Below are 14,545 nucleotides of genomic sequence, written 5' to 3'. Positions count from 1 at the left end.
AAAAGCATAATAGAATAAAAAGCTAAGTAAAAACTTAGCTTTTGATTATTATACTCTTTCCATGTATTCACCAGTTCTAGTGTCTACTCTAATTACATCTCCTTCATTAACAAACATAGGAACATTTACTACTGCTCCTGTTTCTAATGTTGCAGGCTTCATAGCATTAGTAGCTGTATTTCCTTTTACTCCTGGATCTGCTTGAGTTATTAATAATTCAACAAAGTTTGGAGCTTCTACTGAGAAAGCTTCTCCCTTATAGAATTTAATTACTGCAAACATGTTTTCTTTTATAAACTTTATAGCATCTTCAACTTTCTCATAGTTTAATGGTATTTGTTCAAAAGTTTCTTGATCCATGAAGTAATATAATTCTCCATCTGAATAAAGGTATTGCATTTCTTTTCTTTCTATTACTGCTTCTTGAAGCTTAGTTGTAGGGTTGAAAGTAGTATCAGTAACTCCGCCTGAAATAACGTTTCTAAGCTTAGTTCTTACGAAAGCTGCACCTTTTCCAGGTTTAACGTGTAAGAAGTCTATTACTGTATAAACTTGTCCTTCATACTCGAAAGTAGTACCTTTTCTTAAATCTCCTGCTGATATCATTAAATATCCCTCCAAAAACTTTATTACATATTTAGTATAACTCCCTGGTTACCTAAATAGTCATAACTTCAACAATGTTTATGACATAACAAAAATATTTTATCAAAATTCACAAATAAATGCAATTATTTATATTAATATCTAGTAATTTTCTGTATTTATTTGCTTAGTAGGTCTACTTCTAATAATATATTACTGTTTTCATAATTTAAACTATAACTAATTATATTATAGTAATTTAGTTTTCCTATATCCTTAAGAACTTCTTCTTTGCTTCCTTCTAATAAACACTTTAATTTCCAATTACCATCTTCAATCTTATTATAGCTTAAAATTGTTAAAGTATTATAATCATTAAAATCCCTCATTATTTCTTTAATATATTTTGCATTTTTTTCTTTAGTTATACCATAACTATCGTTGAAATTCGAATCTTTATTTATATCTATTTTTTTAAAATTTATTAATATAAAACACTGGATTAATGTTAATAAAATAACTAATAAATACAAAATACTCTTTTTAATCATAATTCTACCTCAGCAGTAAAATTTGTTTCATTATTAAAATTTAAAATATTAATTTTAATAATTTCTTCCTTTTCCATATTATATATTTCTTCAATAGATTTAACTTCAATAAGTCCATGGTTATTTTGAATCTTCATACTACTAATATTATTATTAATTATATTAAGAGCTTTCTTTATCTTTTCTTTATTAATATCTATATCATCATTATTAATATTAACTACTGGAATAACTTTATTATTTATTATATTATTTTTTATCTTTGAAACTGAAGTTGGAATTATAAAAATATTAATTATTAACAAAATAGTAAGTAATCTATTATTATTTCTATTAGCTTTACTGTTTATTTTATTTATAAAATCTAAAGGTATAAAGTTTTTATTTTTAACATATATCCTCATCTGTTCCTACTCCTAAATTAATAAAATAATCAATTTCTATATCTTTAATTTCTTTACTTTCTTTTATATATTTATCAACTACTAAAATAGTATCCTTTCTTCTTTTATCATTTATATATCCTTCTAATTCACTAAAACTTTTATTCATTATTAAATCAGTAATTAAACAATTTTCTATGGTTAATACATTATAAAGATTTTTCACCTTATATATAATCAAAAAATCTTTATTCCCCCTATACTTTTTTACTATAAGATTTTTCACTTTAAACTGTATTGGTTCAATGCTTAATTCTATTGCATCTTCATATAATATTCTGAATTTGTCATTCCTTAAAGAATATAAATAAATTACTTTATTCTCCTTATCTAATTCATAATGAAATAAAAGATTATTCTTATTTGTAAAATCTTCATTTATCTTTTCCTCTATATATTTCTCAACTTTATTTCCAAGATAAATATATTTCTTTATAAATATATTTTCACAATACAATATTACTTTCCTCTTTTTACCTAATTTATTTATTAAAACATCTACTGTATTTTCATTATATTCTATTTTTTTATAATAATATTTATCATTATAAACATTAATTTTACTAATCATAATTAATATCTCCCATTATATTCTTAGTTTTATAATAAGTTGGTACCAAAATATTTTCTCCATTACGACTTTTAATATCAAGCCTTAAATATATATTAGAATTATATTCTTTCCTTACAAGGTAATAGCCATCACTTTTTTTAATTAGCTTAAATTTACTATCTTCGTAAGTATAATTTTTTTCTTTATTAATATTCTTTAAGATAATTTCCTCTTCAATATTCAATGTCTTTTTATCACTAAAAGAATTAAAAGTTTGAGATTTTAAATAATTATAGCTAATTAAATTAATTGAAATGCTTACCAATAAAACAATTAGCATTAATACTACTAATGTTTCTAAAAGAGCAAAGGCCTTCTTTCTATTCATTATAAACAAATTATCCTTTCATCATTATTTAAATTAGTTATTTTTAAATAATATATATTACTTTTCTTTATTATTTCAAAACTAGAAACATCTATCATAATAGTGTTAACACCTATCCTAAAATCATTTTTATTATAAGTTTCTAATATTATCTTTTTCTTATTAGAATCTAAAAAAATCTTCTTTTTCTTAATATCTGCTTTATTATTATCAATTTTATAATTAATTAATATTTCTCCCTTACTATTTAACATATCTTCATTAATTTCTATTGATTTAATCATATATCCCTTTAAAAGTCTTTCGATATTAAGGATAGAGTCATCAAAAGGATCTTCAAACTTTGAATTATTAAATAATACTGAATATCCTTTAAATGCTATAATTACTCCATTAAGAGCTAATGTAAGTACTATTATTTGTATTAACATAGATATATTTAGCTCTATTAGAGAAAACCCATATTTCTTTTTCCTATATATCCATCCAATAAGATTTAATAAATTCTCTCTCAGTTAAAACTCCTCCCCCGGAATCTAATATTTCTATTTTAAGTGTATATATTTCATAATTAACTTCTGTAGAGTTAATTCTTATTTTTTTAACTAATATCCCATTTCCACTTTCTAAATAAAAAAGTGAAGTATCCAATAACTTTTCTAAAATATTATCTGTATATTTATAAGATAAATTTCCCTGTTCTAATCTTTCTTTTAAATCACTAAAACTAATATTATATTTTATTTCATTTTCTATTGCATAAGCTACTCTATTTGCCTTTTCCTTATTTTTTCTTAAAATTATAGACTTTGATGAAATTATAGAAATTTGAACTGAAAGAGTTAATGCTATTAATAAAATTGACAAGGATACTATAGATTCAACTACTGTACTTCCTTTCTTCATTGTATAATATCTCCTTCTTCATTATCATTTTGTTTATTTCTGATAATATCATTTCCTACACTTATAGTTATTTCTATTTTTTTGTTACTTTTATGAGTTAAGACAATAGTTCCTGCTGATTTTATAAACCCCTCATCTGTGATATTATTGTTGTTGCTTGTAATACTAGAAGATATTATAAAATTGCTTCCTACCTCAATATTTTTACTTAGTATCATTGTTTTTGTAATTGGATGTTCTTGATTTGTTACCTCAAAAGTTATGGTTTTTCTATCTAAACCTATTAGTATTTGCCCTGGAACCTTATTTCTTCTACAATAGGCTTTACCAAAGCTTAATAAGGCTTTTATTTCATTAGATACATTATTAAACTCAATCATCTCCATTTTTTCTTTAACCTTAACTACATTTATAATAGTGATTGAAGAAATAACTGATATTATAGATATTACTATTATTAGTTCAATCAAAGTATAACCTTTCTTCATTACATTGCTACCTCATACATAGAGGAGAATAATGGAACTACAAATATCATTAAAAAAGAAATAACAATTCCACCAATAATTAATATTGCTGTTGGTTGAAGAATAGCTATTTTTTTACTAATTCCATTAATTAATTTTTTCTCTAAGTAAGATGTTAAAGAATCTAACCTTTCATCTATTGATCCACCTTCTTCTCCTAATTTAATAATGGAAATAGTATAATTTGAATAATATCCTTTCTTTATGAGACTCTCTGATATTCCCCGCCCCTCTAAAATACTATTGTTCAAACTTATAAATCTATCTTTCAAATCATTCTTTTTAAAACTTTTTGCTGCATATACAAGTCCTTCTGATAAGTTAACACCACTTTTTATAATTATTCCTAAGATTGAAACAAATAAAAATTCATTAAATTCTCTGTATAATGTAATTCTATTAAGTAAATTTATAAAATTACTCTTTAAATAATTTTTATATAAAAACCATAGTAATAAAACTATATTAATAACATAAATAGAGAGTTTAATTGGGTTTTCTCGTATAGTAACAGAAAATTTATAACTTAATTCACAAATAAAAGGTGCATCAATATTTAAACTAATATAAAAATCATATAAATTGGGAATTACAAAAATAATAAGAAAAATTAACAAAAAAATAGTAGAAATTAATACTAGGAAAGGATAAGATAAAGCATTTGTAACTGTATCTTTAAAAAAGATAATAAAGTTATAATATTCTTCTAAGCCTTTTAAAACTTTAAAAAGATTTCCACTTTTTTCACCCATAGCTATCATTCCAATAAAAAATTCTGGATATAAATCTGAATAAGCTTTAAAAGAAGTTTCTAATGATTCACCATTCAAAATATAATTTTTAATTCCTCTAATACTTTCTTTATAAGCTTTATTTAGTGGCAATTCTTTAAGTAAATCTGTAATCATAACCATAGAAATGCCTTCTTTATAAAGTATAGCTATATTCCCAGCAATTAAAGATAAATTATTATAATTTTCTTTTCTATATAATAATTCTATTTTTTTCATAGTTCAAACCCTCTTCTATTAAAAATCTATTATAGTCATCTACTGTAATAAATCCATTTTCAATTAAATATCTTAAATTTAGTATCATTTCTTCATTACTTAGTTCCTTTATTTCCTGGAAAATATTTGAAATTAATATTTTAATTTTTTCATCAATATATACAACTGCACTTACTGATTTTCTCCCTCTATATCCTGTATAATTACAGTAAATACAACCATTAGCCTTATATGATGTTATAAATTTATCATTTATCTTTACTTCTTTATATATTCCCTTACATTTATTGCATAAAGTTTTTATTAATCTTTGAGAAATAATTCCTATTAATGAATCCTTAATTAAATAAGATTTAACCCCCATATCCTCTAATCTAAAAAAAACTTCCTTAGGAGTCTTAGTATGGATTGTAGAATAAACCTTATGTCCAGTTAGTGATGCAGTAACTGCCATACTTGCCGTTTCTTCATCTCTTATCTCACCAATCATTAAAATATCTGGGTCTTGTCTTAATATGCTACGCAATCCAGTTGCAAAGGTAATGTTAGCCTTTTTGTTTAAACTTACTTGATTAATTCCTTTTATTAAAACTTCAACTGGGTCTTCTAAAGTGGTAATATTAACATCATTTTTATTGATTTCTTTCAAAATTGAATATAACGTGGTAGATTTACCACTACCAGTGGGTCCATTTATTAAAATAAGACCATTTTTCATAGAAATCATTTTATTTAATTTTTCTCTTTGAAATGTACTTAAATTTAAATTATTAATGTCATGATTAAATATCTCACCATATAAAATTCTGATGACTAATTTTTCTCCATAAACAATTGGTATAGTAGATAATCTTAAGTCGTAATCCTTATCACCTAATTTTATATAGGCTTTTCCATCTTGAGGTTTTCTTCTTTCAGTAATGTCCATATTTCCTAAAACTTTAATTTGTGAAAGTATTTTTTGATATTCTTGATTTTTAATTTTAGCAAAAGGTACTAATATACCATCAATTCGTATTCTTATGATAATATCTTCTCTTTGTGGTTCAAAATGTATATCTGAAGCAATTTCATAAATAGATTTTGATAGTATTATTTCAACAAGGTTTTCCTGTTCTCCCAAAAAAGATTTATATATTAAATCTTCTATCTCTTCCTCGCTTACTTTAAAAATTTCTACTTTTTTATTAAAAATAAATTCTATTTCTTCCTTGTTATCTGTTATATCTTTAGATGCAAATACTATCACCTTATTACTTTCTTCTTTTATTGGTAAAATACAATATTTTTTCACCTTATTAATACCTAATTTTCTAGCTACATTTAAATCAATATCAAGAATTTTTAATTTGTTCATTTTAAATCACCATTTTAATTAATGTCCATATTCAATATTTTTATACATAAAATTACATTCATTTAGAGTTTCTTTGATTTTAATAATAAAAAAAGGATATTTATAACTATGTTATAAATATCCTTAATTATAATCTATAAAATAATGATCTCCATTTTCTGTATCCAGCAAGCTAATTACTCCATCATTGCATACATATATTTGTTCATTGCTTAAGTCATCGCCTCCAACAAATAAAATGTTTCCATTAGAATCTTTAGATAATCCCTTTTCTAAATTTATTATTTTAGGAAAATCGTAAACGAGTCTTTTTATTTTTCCATCAGTAAATTCGTACAACGAATAGTTGTTGTTTTCCATTTTCCCCAAAATAAATATCCCTTCTGGCGTTACTTCAACACCACTTGCTTCTACAATATTTTCTATTGAATCTCTTATTTCACCATTTTCATTAATGAATTTTAAAGACTTTTGTTTACCTTCTTTTTCTTGAAGAAATACTAATCCATTATCCAAAACCTTTAAATATTCAATATACCCAGAATCTAATTTATATAATAATTCTTCCTTATCTTCAGATAAATTATATATAAATAAACCATTATTTTTATTATCATCAACACCATAGTAAACTAATGTGTCTTCGTTTAACCAATCTATTAATTCACCTGATATAGAAACTTTACTATCAATATTTATATTTCTATTTTTATCTATATCCTTAACTATTAAATCTAAATATCCATCCTTAACAAAATAACTTACATATATTCCACCTTTTGATAACTTAGGTGATAAAACATTTTTACTTTCTTCAATAGAAATTACTTTTCCTAAATTATTTATTTTAAATTTTTCATCTTCGTAAAAAATATAATTATTACTTTTAGAATCAAAAGACTTGATTACATAATCAATATCCATTTTTTCATATTTACCATTATTTAAATTATATATTTCATACTCACCTAAATTTTCAATTGCTATTGCACCACTTTTTAATTGAATTTTATTAACCTCTTCCGTTTCTTTATTACATCCATAAAACATAGTAAGTAATAGAAAAGTTGAAGTTATAAGGCTGAATTTAATTCTACTTATTTTTTTCCCTTTAATATTCATGTTTACCTCTTTAAAATAATAATTGACCTTTGCAAATAAAGTTTGCTTCACCAATCATATAAACTTCTCCATCTAAAATATTTACTTCTAAAGTTCCACCTAGAGTTTTTACCTTAACCAAATTAGAGCTAAGTCCTAATTTATTTAATGCAACTACTGATGCACAACATCCAGTACCACATGCTAATGTAGCTCCAGCACCCCTTTCCCAAGTTTTTACTTCTATATTGCTTCTATTTAATATATTCACTATATTAACATTAGTTCCTTCATTAAATTCATCATACTTTTCTATTATTTTTCCATCTTCTATAGAATATTCATCATTATTATTAATTAATATTGTATGAGGAACACCCATTAAAAGGCTAGTTAACTTATACATCTTATTATTAATTAATATTTCTTCATCTATTAATATTTTTCTTGAATTTAGTGATAAATCTTCTCCTTTAAAGCTTGCTTTCCCCATATTTACTTTAACTAACTTTACCTTTTCATTTTTTATTATCAATTCTACTTCTTTAACTCCATCACCGGTTTCAATTAATATTTTATCTTCTTTTATTAATTTTGTTTCATATAAATACTTAGAAAAACATCTAATAGCATTTCCACACATATTTGCTCTGGAACCATCACTATTTATAATTATCATCTTACCATGAGCCACTTCAGATTTTCTAAGTATAACTAAACCATCAGCTCCAACACCAAATTTCCTATGACAAACTTTTTTAGCAAGTTCTATTTCATTTTCAATTAATTTTTCTTCACAATCTTCAATTAATATAAAATCGTTTCCCAAACCTTCCATTTTAACAAAATTCATAAAACCCCTCCTTTTCCCCTTATATCCCATTGATAAAATTAACTATTAGATGTTATACTATGCTTATGTTATTACCAAAGAAAGGATGATACTTATGGCTTTGGACGGAATCTACTTATATAGTTTAGTACATGATTTAAAAAAATCAATATTAAATTGTAAAATAGATAAAATTAATCAACCAGAAAAAGATGAAGTAATTTTAACACTTAGAAAAGATAGAGGAAATATTAAATTATTAATATCTGCTTCTTCAAAATTTCCAAGAATACATTTAACTAATATAAGTAAACCAAATCCTCTACAAGCACCAATGTTTACCATGGTAATGAGGAAATATTTAATTGGTGGAAAAATAACCAATATAACTCAATTAAACGGTGATAGAATAATTCAATTACATATTGAATCTACTGATGAACTTGGTTTTGATAGTAAATATGTTTTAATAGTTGAAATCATGGGTAGACATAGTAATATTACCCTTGTTAGAGAAAGAGATAATAAAATTATGGAGTGTATTAAGCATATATCAGCTGATATAAATACTTATAGAGTTCTATATCCTGGCATAAATTATGTGTATCCTCCTAAATCTAACAAATTAAACCCTTTTAATTTCTCTATTGATGATTATAATACGTTTTTAGATAATAAAGAAATACAAATAAATGAAGATTTCTTTACAAATGTTTTTACTGGCATCGGAAAACCTTTATCTAGAAACTTATATATAAATTTCCTACAAGATAATAATACCATAAATAAAGATATTATTTTTAATTTGTTTAAAAATTTTGTAGAAAATTTAAATGATAATTTAAATTACTATATCTACAAAGAAGGAGAAGTTTTTAAAGATTTTCATTGTATTGAATTAAATACTCTCAATGAAAGATATTCAAATATTAAATTCTCTGATCCTAGTTCACTATTAGATGAGTTTTTTACTATAAAAGATAAGCAAGATAGATTATTTAGTAGAAGTATGGACTTACAAAAATTAATCATTACTAATATCGATAGATGTAATAATAAAAGAAAAAAACTAAATGATATATTAAAAGAATGTAAAGAAAAAGAAAAATATAGAATTTATGGTGATTTATTGACATCATATATTTATATGATTAATAAAGGTGCAAAAGAAATAACTTTATTAAACTTTTATAATGAAAATGAAGAAGAATATATAACTATTAAATTAGATGAAAATAAAACACCTTCTGAAAATATTCAAAAATTATATAAAAAATATAACAAATTGAAGAAATCTGAGGAATCAGCTATTTATCAACTTCATAAAAACGAAGAAGAATTAGAATATTTAAATTCAGTATTAACAAATATTTTAAATTGTGAAAGTTATATAGAAATAGATGATATAAAAAAAGAATTAATAGAAACTGGTTATTTAAAATTTAAAGGTAACACTAAAAAGAATAAAAAAGATAAAAGTTCTAAACCAATTCATATAATTTCTTCAGATGGAATTGATATATATATCGGTAAAAATAATATCCAAAATGATTATTTAACATTAAAATTTGCAAACAAAAATTATTTATGGCTTCATACTAAAAATATTCCTGGTTCCCATGTAATTCTTTGTAGCACAACACCTTCTGATATATCAATAGAAGAAGCTGCTATCCTTGCATCTTATTATAGTAAAGCAAAGAATTCTACTAAGGTGCCAGTAGATTATACTTTAGTTAAAAATATAAAAAAACCAAATGGCGCTAAGCCAGGAATGGTTATATATAATACTAATTATACTATCTATACAGAACCAACTGAATTTCATAATTTGAAATTTGAAGATAATAAAATAGTAAAATAAAAAAATGGGGTTGTTGAAAACATCCCCATTTTTCATGATTATAGCCTTACTTTAAATATGATTAATAAGCATATCTCCTGGATTTTTTATTAATTCATTATCAAAATATTGATAGTAATAACACTTTAGTTTACCGTTATAAAGCTTTCTATTTTTACTGGACTTTACTCCAAATGGAAGTTCAAATTTCTCATAAGAAGTTAAAATATTATAATCCCAATTTATAAACTTTTTCTTATAACTTCCAAAGATTTTATATAATTCTTCTACTTCTTTTTTTTCACCTAATCTTTCACCATATGGAGGATTAGATATTATAAAACCATATTTTTCACCACTTGAAAAGTCTTTAAAGTCTCTTCTATGAAATTCTATATATTTAGCTACACCAGCTTTTTCTGCATTACTTCTAGCTACCTTTAATATTCTTCCATCTATATCATATCCTAATAGTTTAATATCTTTATTTTTTATTGCTCTTTCAGCACCTTCTCTTACTTGCTCAAAAATATCTTCCTCCATTGTTGGCCATGTTTCACAAGTAAAAGATCTACATAACCCAGGTGCAATATTTTGCATAATCATAGCTGCTTCAATTAATATAGTTCCTGATCCACAAAAAGGATCTACCAAAGTAAAATTTTCTTTCCATCTTGATATTAATACCATAGCAGCTGCTAAAGTTTCTTTTAATGGTGCAGCACCTGCTTCTTCTCTATATCCTCTTTTATGAAGTCCTGGTCCTGAGGTATCTATAGTTAATGTAACAATATCTTTTAGAATAGATACTTCTATTTTATATAATGGCCCATCTTCAGCAAATTGGGTTACTCCATATGAATTGCTCATACTATCAACTATAGCTTTTTTTACTATAGATTGGCAATCTGGTACACTATGTAAGGTAGATTTTACTGATTTACCATTAACATGCATAAATCCATCTATTGGAATCAACTCACTCCATTTTATATTTTTAGTACCTTGAAATAACTCTTCAAAACTTCTTGCTTCAAATTCTCCCATTTTTATTAAAATTCTATCTGCAGTTCTTAAATGAATATTAGCAATAGCTATATCCATTTCATCCCCTTTAAAATGAACTTTACCATTTTCAGTCTTTAAATCCTCATAACCTAAGTTCTTTAATTCTTTTGCAGTAATTCCCTCTAATCCAAAGGTTGTTGTTGCAATTAAATCATATTCCATATTTTTCTCCTTTATTTTCCTTCGTAAATTTTAACAGAATCTTCTCCATCTATTTCTTCAATTTCTACAGCTATAATTTCACTTTTAGAAGTAGGAATATTCTTTCCAACGTAATCAGCTCTTATAGGTAATTCTTTATGACCTCTATCTATCAAAACAGCCAATTGTATTTGATCTGGCCTCCCTGAATCCATAATAGCATCAATACCAGCTCTTACAGTTCTACATGTATATAAAACATCATCTACTAATATTACTTTCTTTCCAATTACTTCAACACCTAAATTGGAATTATTAACCTTTGGTGTATCCTTAATTTCTGTTATATCATCTCTATATAATGTTATATCCACTGAGCCAACTGGAATCTTAATTCCTTCAATATTCTCAATATTCTTTGCAATTCTCTCTGCTATAGGATAGCCTCTCCTTTTTATACCTATTAAAACAACATCTTCAACGCCTTTGTTTTTTTCAATTATTTCATGAGATATTCTAACTAAAGTTCTTTTAATAGCTTTATCATCTAATAAATTTGCCTTTAAATTCATTTTTTTCACCTCTATTTTCTTAAAGTATTTAATAAATCTAAATAATAACCTGGTAAGTCAGAATCAAATTCCATATACTCTTTTTTAGTAGGATGTATAAATCCTAAGGTTTTTGCATGTAAAACTTGACCTTTTAATTTAAATTTCTGTTTCTTAAGTCCATATAAGGGATCCCCTACTAAAGGATGCCCAATAGAAGCCATATGAACTCTAATTTGATGGGTTCTTCCAGTTTCTAAAACACATTTAACTAATGATGTATTATTATTGTATTGCTCTAATACTTCATAGTGAGTAACTGCTCTTTTTCCATCCTCAACTATTGCCATCTTTAATCTATCTTTTTTATTTCTTCCTATAGGTTTATCAATTTTTCCTTCTATCTTATTAAATTTTCCTTCTACTAAAGCATAATATTCTCTTTTTATACTATGCTCTTTAAATTGCTTAGCTAATATATTATGAGCTTCATCATTTTTAGCTATAACTAATATACCTGAAGTATCTTTATCAATTCTATGTACAATCCCAGGTCTTATTACTCCGTTTATTCCTGATAAATCTTTACAATGATATAATAGTCCATTTACTAAGGTTCCTGAATAATTTCCTGGAGCAGGATGAACTACTACCCCTTGTGGCTTATTTAATACGATTAAATCCTTGTCTTCATAAACAATATTAAGTTCAATATTCTCTGGCTTAACATCAAGTTCTATTGGTTCTGGCATTATAACTAATATTTCATCTTCTTTTTTTAATTTATAATTACTTTTAACTTGTTTTTCATTTACAAAGATAGAATTGGAATCTATTAATCCTTGAATAAAAGATCTTGATTTTCCTTCAATTACATTTGATAGGTATTTATCTATACGCATATTTATATGATTTTCATTAGTTATTTTAAAAAATAATTTATCCATTAATAATTCTCCATTTTTTTAATTCTTAACACATTATAATATATGAAAACTTTTCTCTCAATAGATAAATTTTAATAAAAACAAAAAATCCGTATTAAACGGATTTTATTCTTCTGTTTGAGCAAAAAAGCTTTTTATTTCATCCATATTTTCAGTATAAACTTCATCTATTTCTTCAATATTCTTGCTTGATAGCTGAATACTTTTTTCTTCAATAAACTTTTCTACTGGTTCAGAAATATTATAATTCTTAGTTAAATCTTTCTCTAATTCATCAAAAGTTTCAGTTTGAGCATTCATAAAGTTTCTAAATTTTGCTCTAAATTTTATAAATTCTTGTCTTACCTTTTCATATTCATCATTAATAGATACAACATCATTATGAGCTTTATCTAAAATTTTCTTAGCTGCATCATTAGCATTTTTAAGAATCATATCAGCTTCCTTTTGACTTGTTTCTCTAGCTTGTTCAGCAGCATTTTGAGCTAATAATAAAGTGTTTTGAATTGTATTTTCTATTTTTACATAATGCTCTAATTTTTCATTAACTCTTGATAAATTTTCTTTAAGCCTTGAATTTTCTTTAAATAATTCTTCGTAGTTATCTATAATTTCATTTATAAATTCATCGACCTCATCACTGTCGTATCCTCTAAACCCCTTTTTAAATTCCTTATTACTTATATCCATTGGAGTAAGCTTCATAAAATCACCTCTACACATCATATATATTTTTTTATTATAATTCTCTGTTTACCACTTCTTGTTTCGCCAACAATATCTCCAATTATATATTTTCCAATTCCTCTAATAGTTAATCTTGAACCCTTTAAAAGTTCTTGGCTTTTATCCTTTGCTTTTACATAATCTATTAAAACTTTACCACTATCTAAAAGTTCTATGGATTTTGCTCTAGATATATTGGCTATTTTAGCAACTACACTATCTACCCTTAATGAAGCGACATTAATAATTAATTCTTGGAAATCAACAGATGGTATTTCATCTAAATCATATAAAATCTTTGCCTCAACTGGAGATTTACCAATATAATTTAAGTTAGATAAAACATAACTACTTATTTCATCAATAATAGGTAAATAAGCTTTATTGTCTTTTACAACAATGTCACCTATTTTATTTCTTTCAATTCCTAAAGATAAAACTGCTCCTAAATAGTCCTTATGTCTTAATATTGAAAAATTAGACTTATTAGTAATTTCTATAATATCAATAGGATAATTTAGATTGTAACAATTATTAAAAGATATCATTCGCCTGTCAGCTTCTTGAAAAATTCCAATACTTTCAACTGAGAAATCGCCTTTATTACAATGTCTTTCAAAAAAGCTCCATATATTAGGAGAATAAAAACTATTCGTAAATATTGTTATGTCTTTTTCATAAGCTAACTTATAATTTTCGTATATTTTTACAGCTTCTTTTGCATCTTCTTCAGTAAAGTTCTTAATTAGAAATTCTTTTGTTATCACTAAAATAACATCCTAATATAAGATAATAACATTATTGCAAATAATGGTGAAAAATCTATTATATTATTCTTAAAAACTTTACTTTGAATAACCCTAAATGGTTGCAATATTGGATAATTAAAAGATGCAATAATATTATAAAATGAATTTTCCCTAATAGAAGGAAAAATTGATAATATAATTTCTAAAAAAATAGTTATTTCTAAGGCCCTAGTTAATAATCTGATCGCTAAAAAAACTATTTCTATT

Annotated in this window: 19 protein-coding genes; 1 reads left to right on the top strand and 18 read right to left on the bottom strand. The window is 24.3% G+C overall.

Going from position 1 to position 14,545, the window contains the following annotated elements; translation table 11 throughout:
• Nucleotides 1–48: 48 nt before the first annotated feature.
• The 12 genes from efp to dapF all read right to left on the bottom strand — a co-directional run bounded on the left by efp (nt 49) and on the right by dapF (nt 8,274).
• A complete protein-coding gene (gene efp, locus BN6774_RS09785) occupies nt 49–606 on the bottom strand; it encodes an elongation factor P (RefSeq protein WP_066893106.1) in 558 nt (185 codons plus the stop codon).
• 158 nt (nt 607–764) lie between these two features.
• The gene (locus BN6774_RS09780) at nt 765–1,136 is read right to left on the bottom strand and encodes a hypothetical protein (protein ID WP_066893104.1); all 372 of its coding nucleotides are present in this window, start codon (nt 1,134–1,136) and stop codon (nt 765–767) included.
• Nucleotides 1,133–1,540 carry a hypothetical protein gene (locus tag BN6774_RS09775; RefSeq protein WP_066893102.1) on the bottom strand — a complete coding sequence of 136 codons (408 nt, stop codon included), beginning with the start codon at nt 1,538–1,540 and terminating at the stop codon, nt 1,133–1,135. Before BN6774_RS09775 ends, BN6774_RS09780 begins: the two co-directional genes overlap by 4 nt.
• A complete protein-coding gene (locus BN6774_RS09770; RefSeq protein ID WP_066893100.1) occupies nt 1,524–2,150 on the bottom strand; it encodes a hypothetical protein in 627 nt (208 codons plus the stop codon). The genes BN6774_RS09775 and BN6774_RS09770 overlap by 17 nt, the downstream gene beginning before the upstream one ends.
• Nucleotides 2,143–2,520: a hypothetical protein gene (locus BN6774_RS09765; RefSeq protein WP_066893099.1), complete on the bottom strand. Its 378-nt coding sequence runs from the start codon at nt 2,518–2,520 to the stop codon at nt 2,143–2,145. The genes BN6774_RS09770 and BN6774_RS09765 overlap by 8 nt, the downstream gene beginning before the upstream one ends.
• The gene (locus BN6774_RS09760; RefSeq protein WP_235829601.1) at nt 2,520–2,951 is read right to left on the bottom strand and encodes a prepilin-type cleavage/methylation domain-containing protein; all 432 of its coding nucleotides are present in this window, start codon (nt 2,949–2,951) and stop codon (nt 2,520–2,522) included. The genes BN6774_RS09765 and BN6774_RS09760 overlap by 1 nt, the downstream gene beginning before the upstream one ends.
• A gap of 43 nt (nt 2,952–2,994) precedes the next feature.
• Nucleotides 2,995–3,426, bottom strand: coding sequence for a prepilin-type cleavage/methylation domain-containing protein (locus tag BN6774_RS09755; protein ID WP_066893095.1), 432 nt, complete (start codon nt 3,424–3,426; stop codon nt 2,995–2,997).
• Nucleotides 3,423–3,914 carry a prepilin-type N-terminal cleavage/methylation domain-containing protein gene (locus BN6774_RS09750; protein ID WP_066893093.1) on the bottom strand — a complete coding sequence of 164 codons (492 nt, stop codon included), beginning with the start codon at nt 3,912–3,914 and terminating at the stop codon, nt 3,423–3,425. The genes BN6774_RS09755 and BN6774_RS09750 overlap by 4 nt, the downstream gene beginning before the upstream one ends.
• A complete protein-coding gene (locus BN6774_RS09745; RefSeq protein ID WP_066893091.1) occupies nt 3,914–4,963 on the bottom strand; it encodes a type II secretion system F family protein in 1,050 nt (349 codons plus the stop codon). The genes BN6774_RS09750 and BN6774_RS09745 overlap by 1 nt, the downstream gene beginning before the upstream one ends.
• The gene (locus BN6774_RS09740; protein WP_066893088.1) at nt 4,938–6,320 is read right to left on the bottom strand and encodes a GspE/PulE family protein; all 1,383 of its coding nucleotides are present in this window, start codon (nt 6,318–6,320) and stop codon (nt 4,938–4,940) included. The genes BN6774_RS09745 and BN6774_RS09740 overlap by 26 nt, the downstream gene beginning before the upstream one ends.
• 123 nt (nt 6,321–6,443) lie before the next feature.
• Entirely contained in the window at nt 6,444–7,442 is a 999-nt protein-coding gene (locus tag BN6774_RS09735; RefSeq protein WP_066893086.1) for a hypothetical protein, read from the bottom strand.
• A gap of 10 nt (nt 7,443–7,452) precedes the next feature.
• Nucleotides 7,453–8,274, bottom strand: coding sequence for a diaminopimelate epimerase (dapF, locus tag BN6774_RS09730; protein WP_066893084.1), 822 nt, complete (start codon nt 8,272–8,274; stop codon nt 7,453–7,455).
• A 94-nt stretch (nt 8,275–8,368) separates the two neighbouring features.
• Here dapF and BN6774_RS09725 point away from each other — a divergent pair, with 94 nt between their 5' ends.
• Nucleotides 8,369–10,117, top strand: coding sequence for an Rqc2 family fibronectin-binding protein (locus BN6774_RS09725; RefSeq protein ID WP_066893082.1), 1,749 nt, complete (start codon nt 8,369–8,371; stop codon nt 10,115–10,117).
• Between the two features lie 51 nt (nt 10,118–10,168).
• On the opposite strand, the gene BN6774_RS09720 is transcribed toward BN6774_RS09725, so the two are convergent.
• The 6 genes from BN6774_RS09720 to BN6774_RS19095 all read right to left on the bottom strand — a co-directional run bounded on the left by BN6774_RS09720 (nt 10,169) and on the right by BN6774_RS19095 (nt 14,523).
• Complete coding sequence (locus tag BN6774_RS09720; RefSeq protein WP_066893080.1) at nt 10,169–11,326, bottom strand: THUMP domain-containing class I SAM-dependent RNA methyltransferase; 1,158 nt, start codon at nt 11,324–11,326, stop codon at nt 10,169–10,171.
• Between the two features lie 11 nt (nt 11,327–11,337).
• The gene (gene pyrR, locus BN6774_RS09715) at nt 11,338–11,877 is read right to left on the bottom strand and encodes a bifunctional pyr operon transcriptional regulator/uracil phosphoribosyltransferase PyrR (RefSeq protein WP_066893078.1); all 540 of its coding nucleotides are present in this window, start codon (nt 11,875–11,877) and stop codon (nt 11,338–11,340) included.
• Nucleotides 11,878–11,888: 11 nt separating this feature from the next.
• The gene (locus BN6774_RS09710; protein ID WP_066893076.1) at nt 11,889–12,803 is read right to left on the bottom strand and encodes an RluA family pseudouridine synthase; all 915 of its coding nucleotides are present in this window, start codon (nt 12,801–12,803) and stop codon (nt 11,889–11,891) included.
• 105 nt (nt 12,804–12,908) lie between these two features.
• The gene (locus BN6774_RS09705) at nt 12,909–13,508 is read right to left on the bottom strand and encodes a DivIVA domain-containing protein (protein WP_066893074.1); all 600 of its coding nucleotides are present in this window, start codon (nt 13,506–13,508) and stop codon (nt 12,909–12,911) included.
• Between the two features lie 17 nt (nt 13,509–13,525).
• The gene (locus BN6774_RS09700) at nt 13,526–14,296 is read right to left on the bottom strand and encodes a YlmH/Sll1252 family protein (protein ID WP_066893072.1); all 771 of its coding nucleotides are present in this window, start codon (nt 14,294–14,296) and stop codon (nt 13,526–13,528) included.
• On the bottom strand, nt 14,296–14,523 hold the full coding sequence (locus BN6774_RS19095) for a YggT family protein (protein WP_407922097.1): 228 nt from the start codon (nt 14,521–14,523) through the stop codon (nt 14,296–14,298). Before BN6774_RS19095 ends, BN6774_RS09700 begins: the two co-directional genes overlap by 1 nt.
• Between the last annotated feature and the right edge of the window lie 22 nt (nt 14,524–14,545).

The sequence above is a fragment of the Clostridium nigeriense genome (assembly GCF_900086595.1).
GTDB classification, from domain to species: Bacteria; Bacillota; Clostridia; order Clostridiales; family Clostridiaceae; genus Clostridium; species Clostridium nigeriense.
Note: the sequence above shows the minus strand (reverse complement) of the source record. Positions and strands in the feature narration are given on the sequence as shown.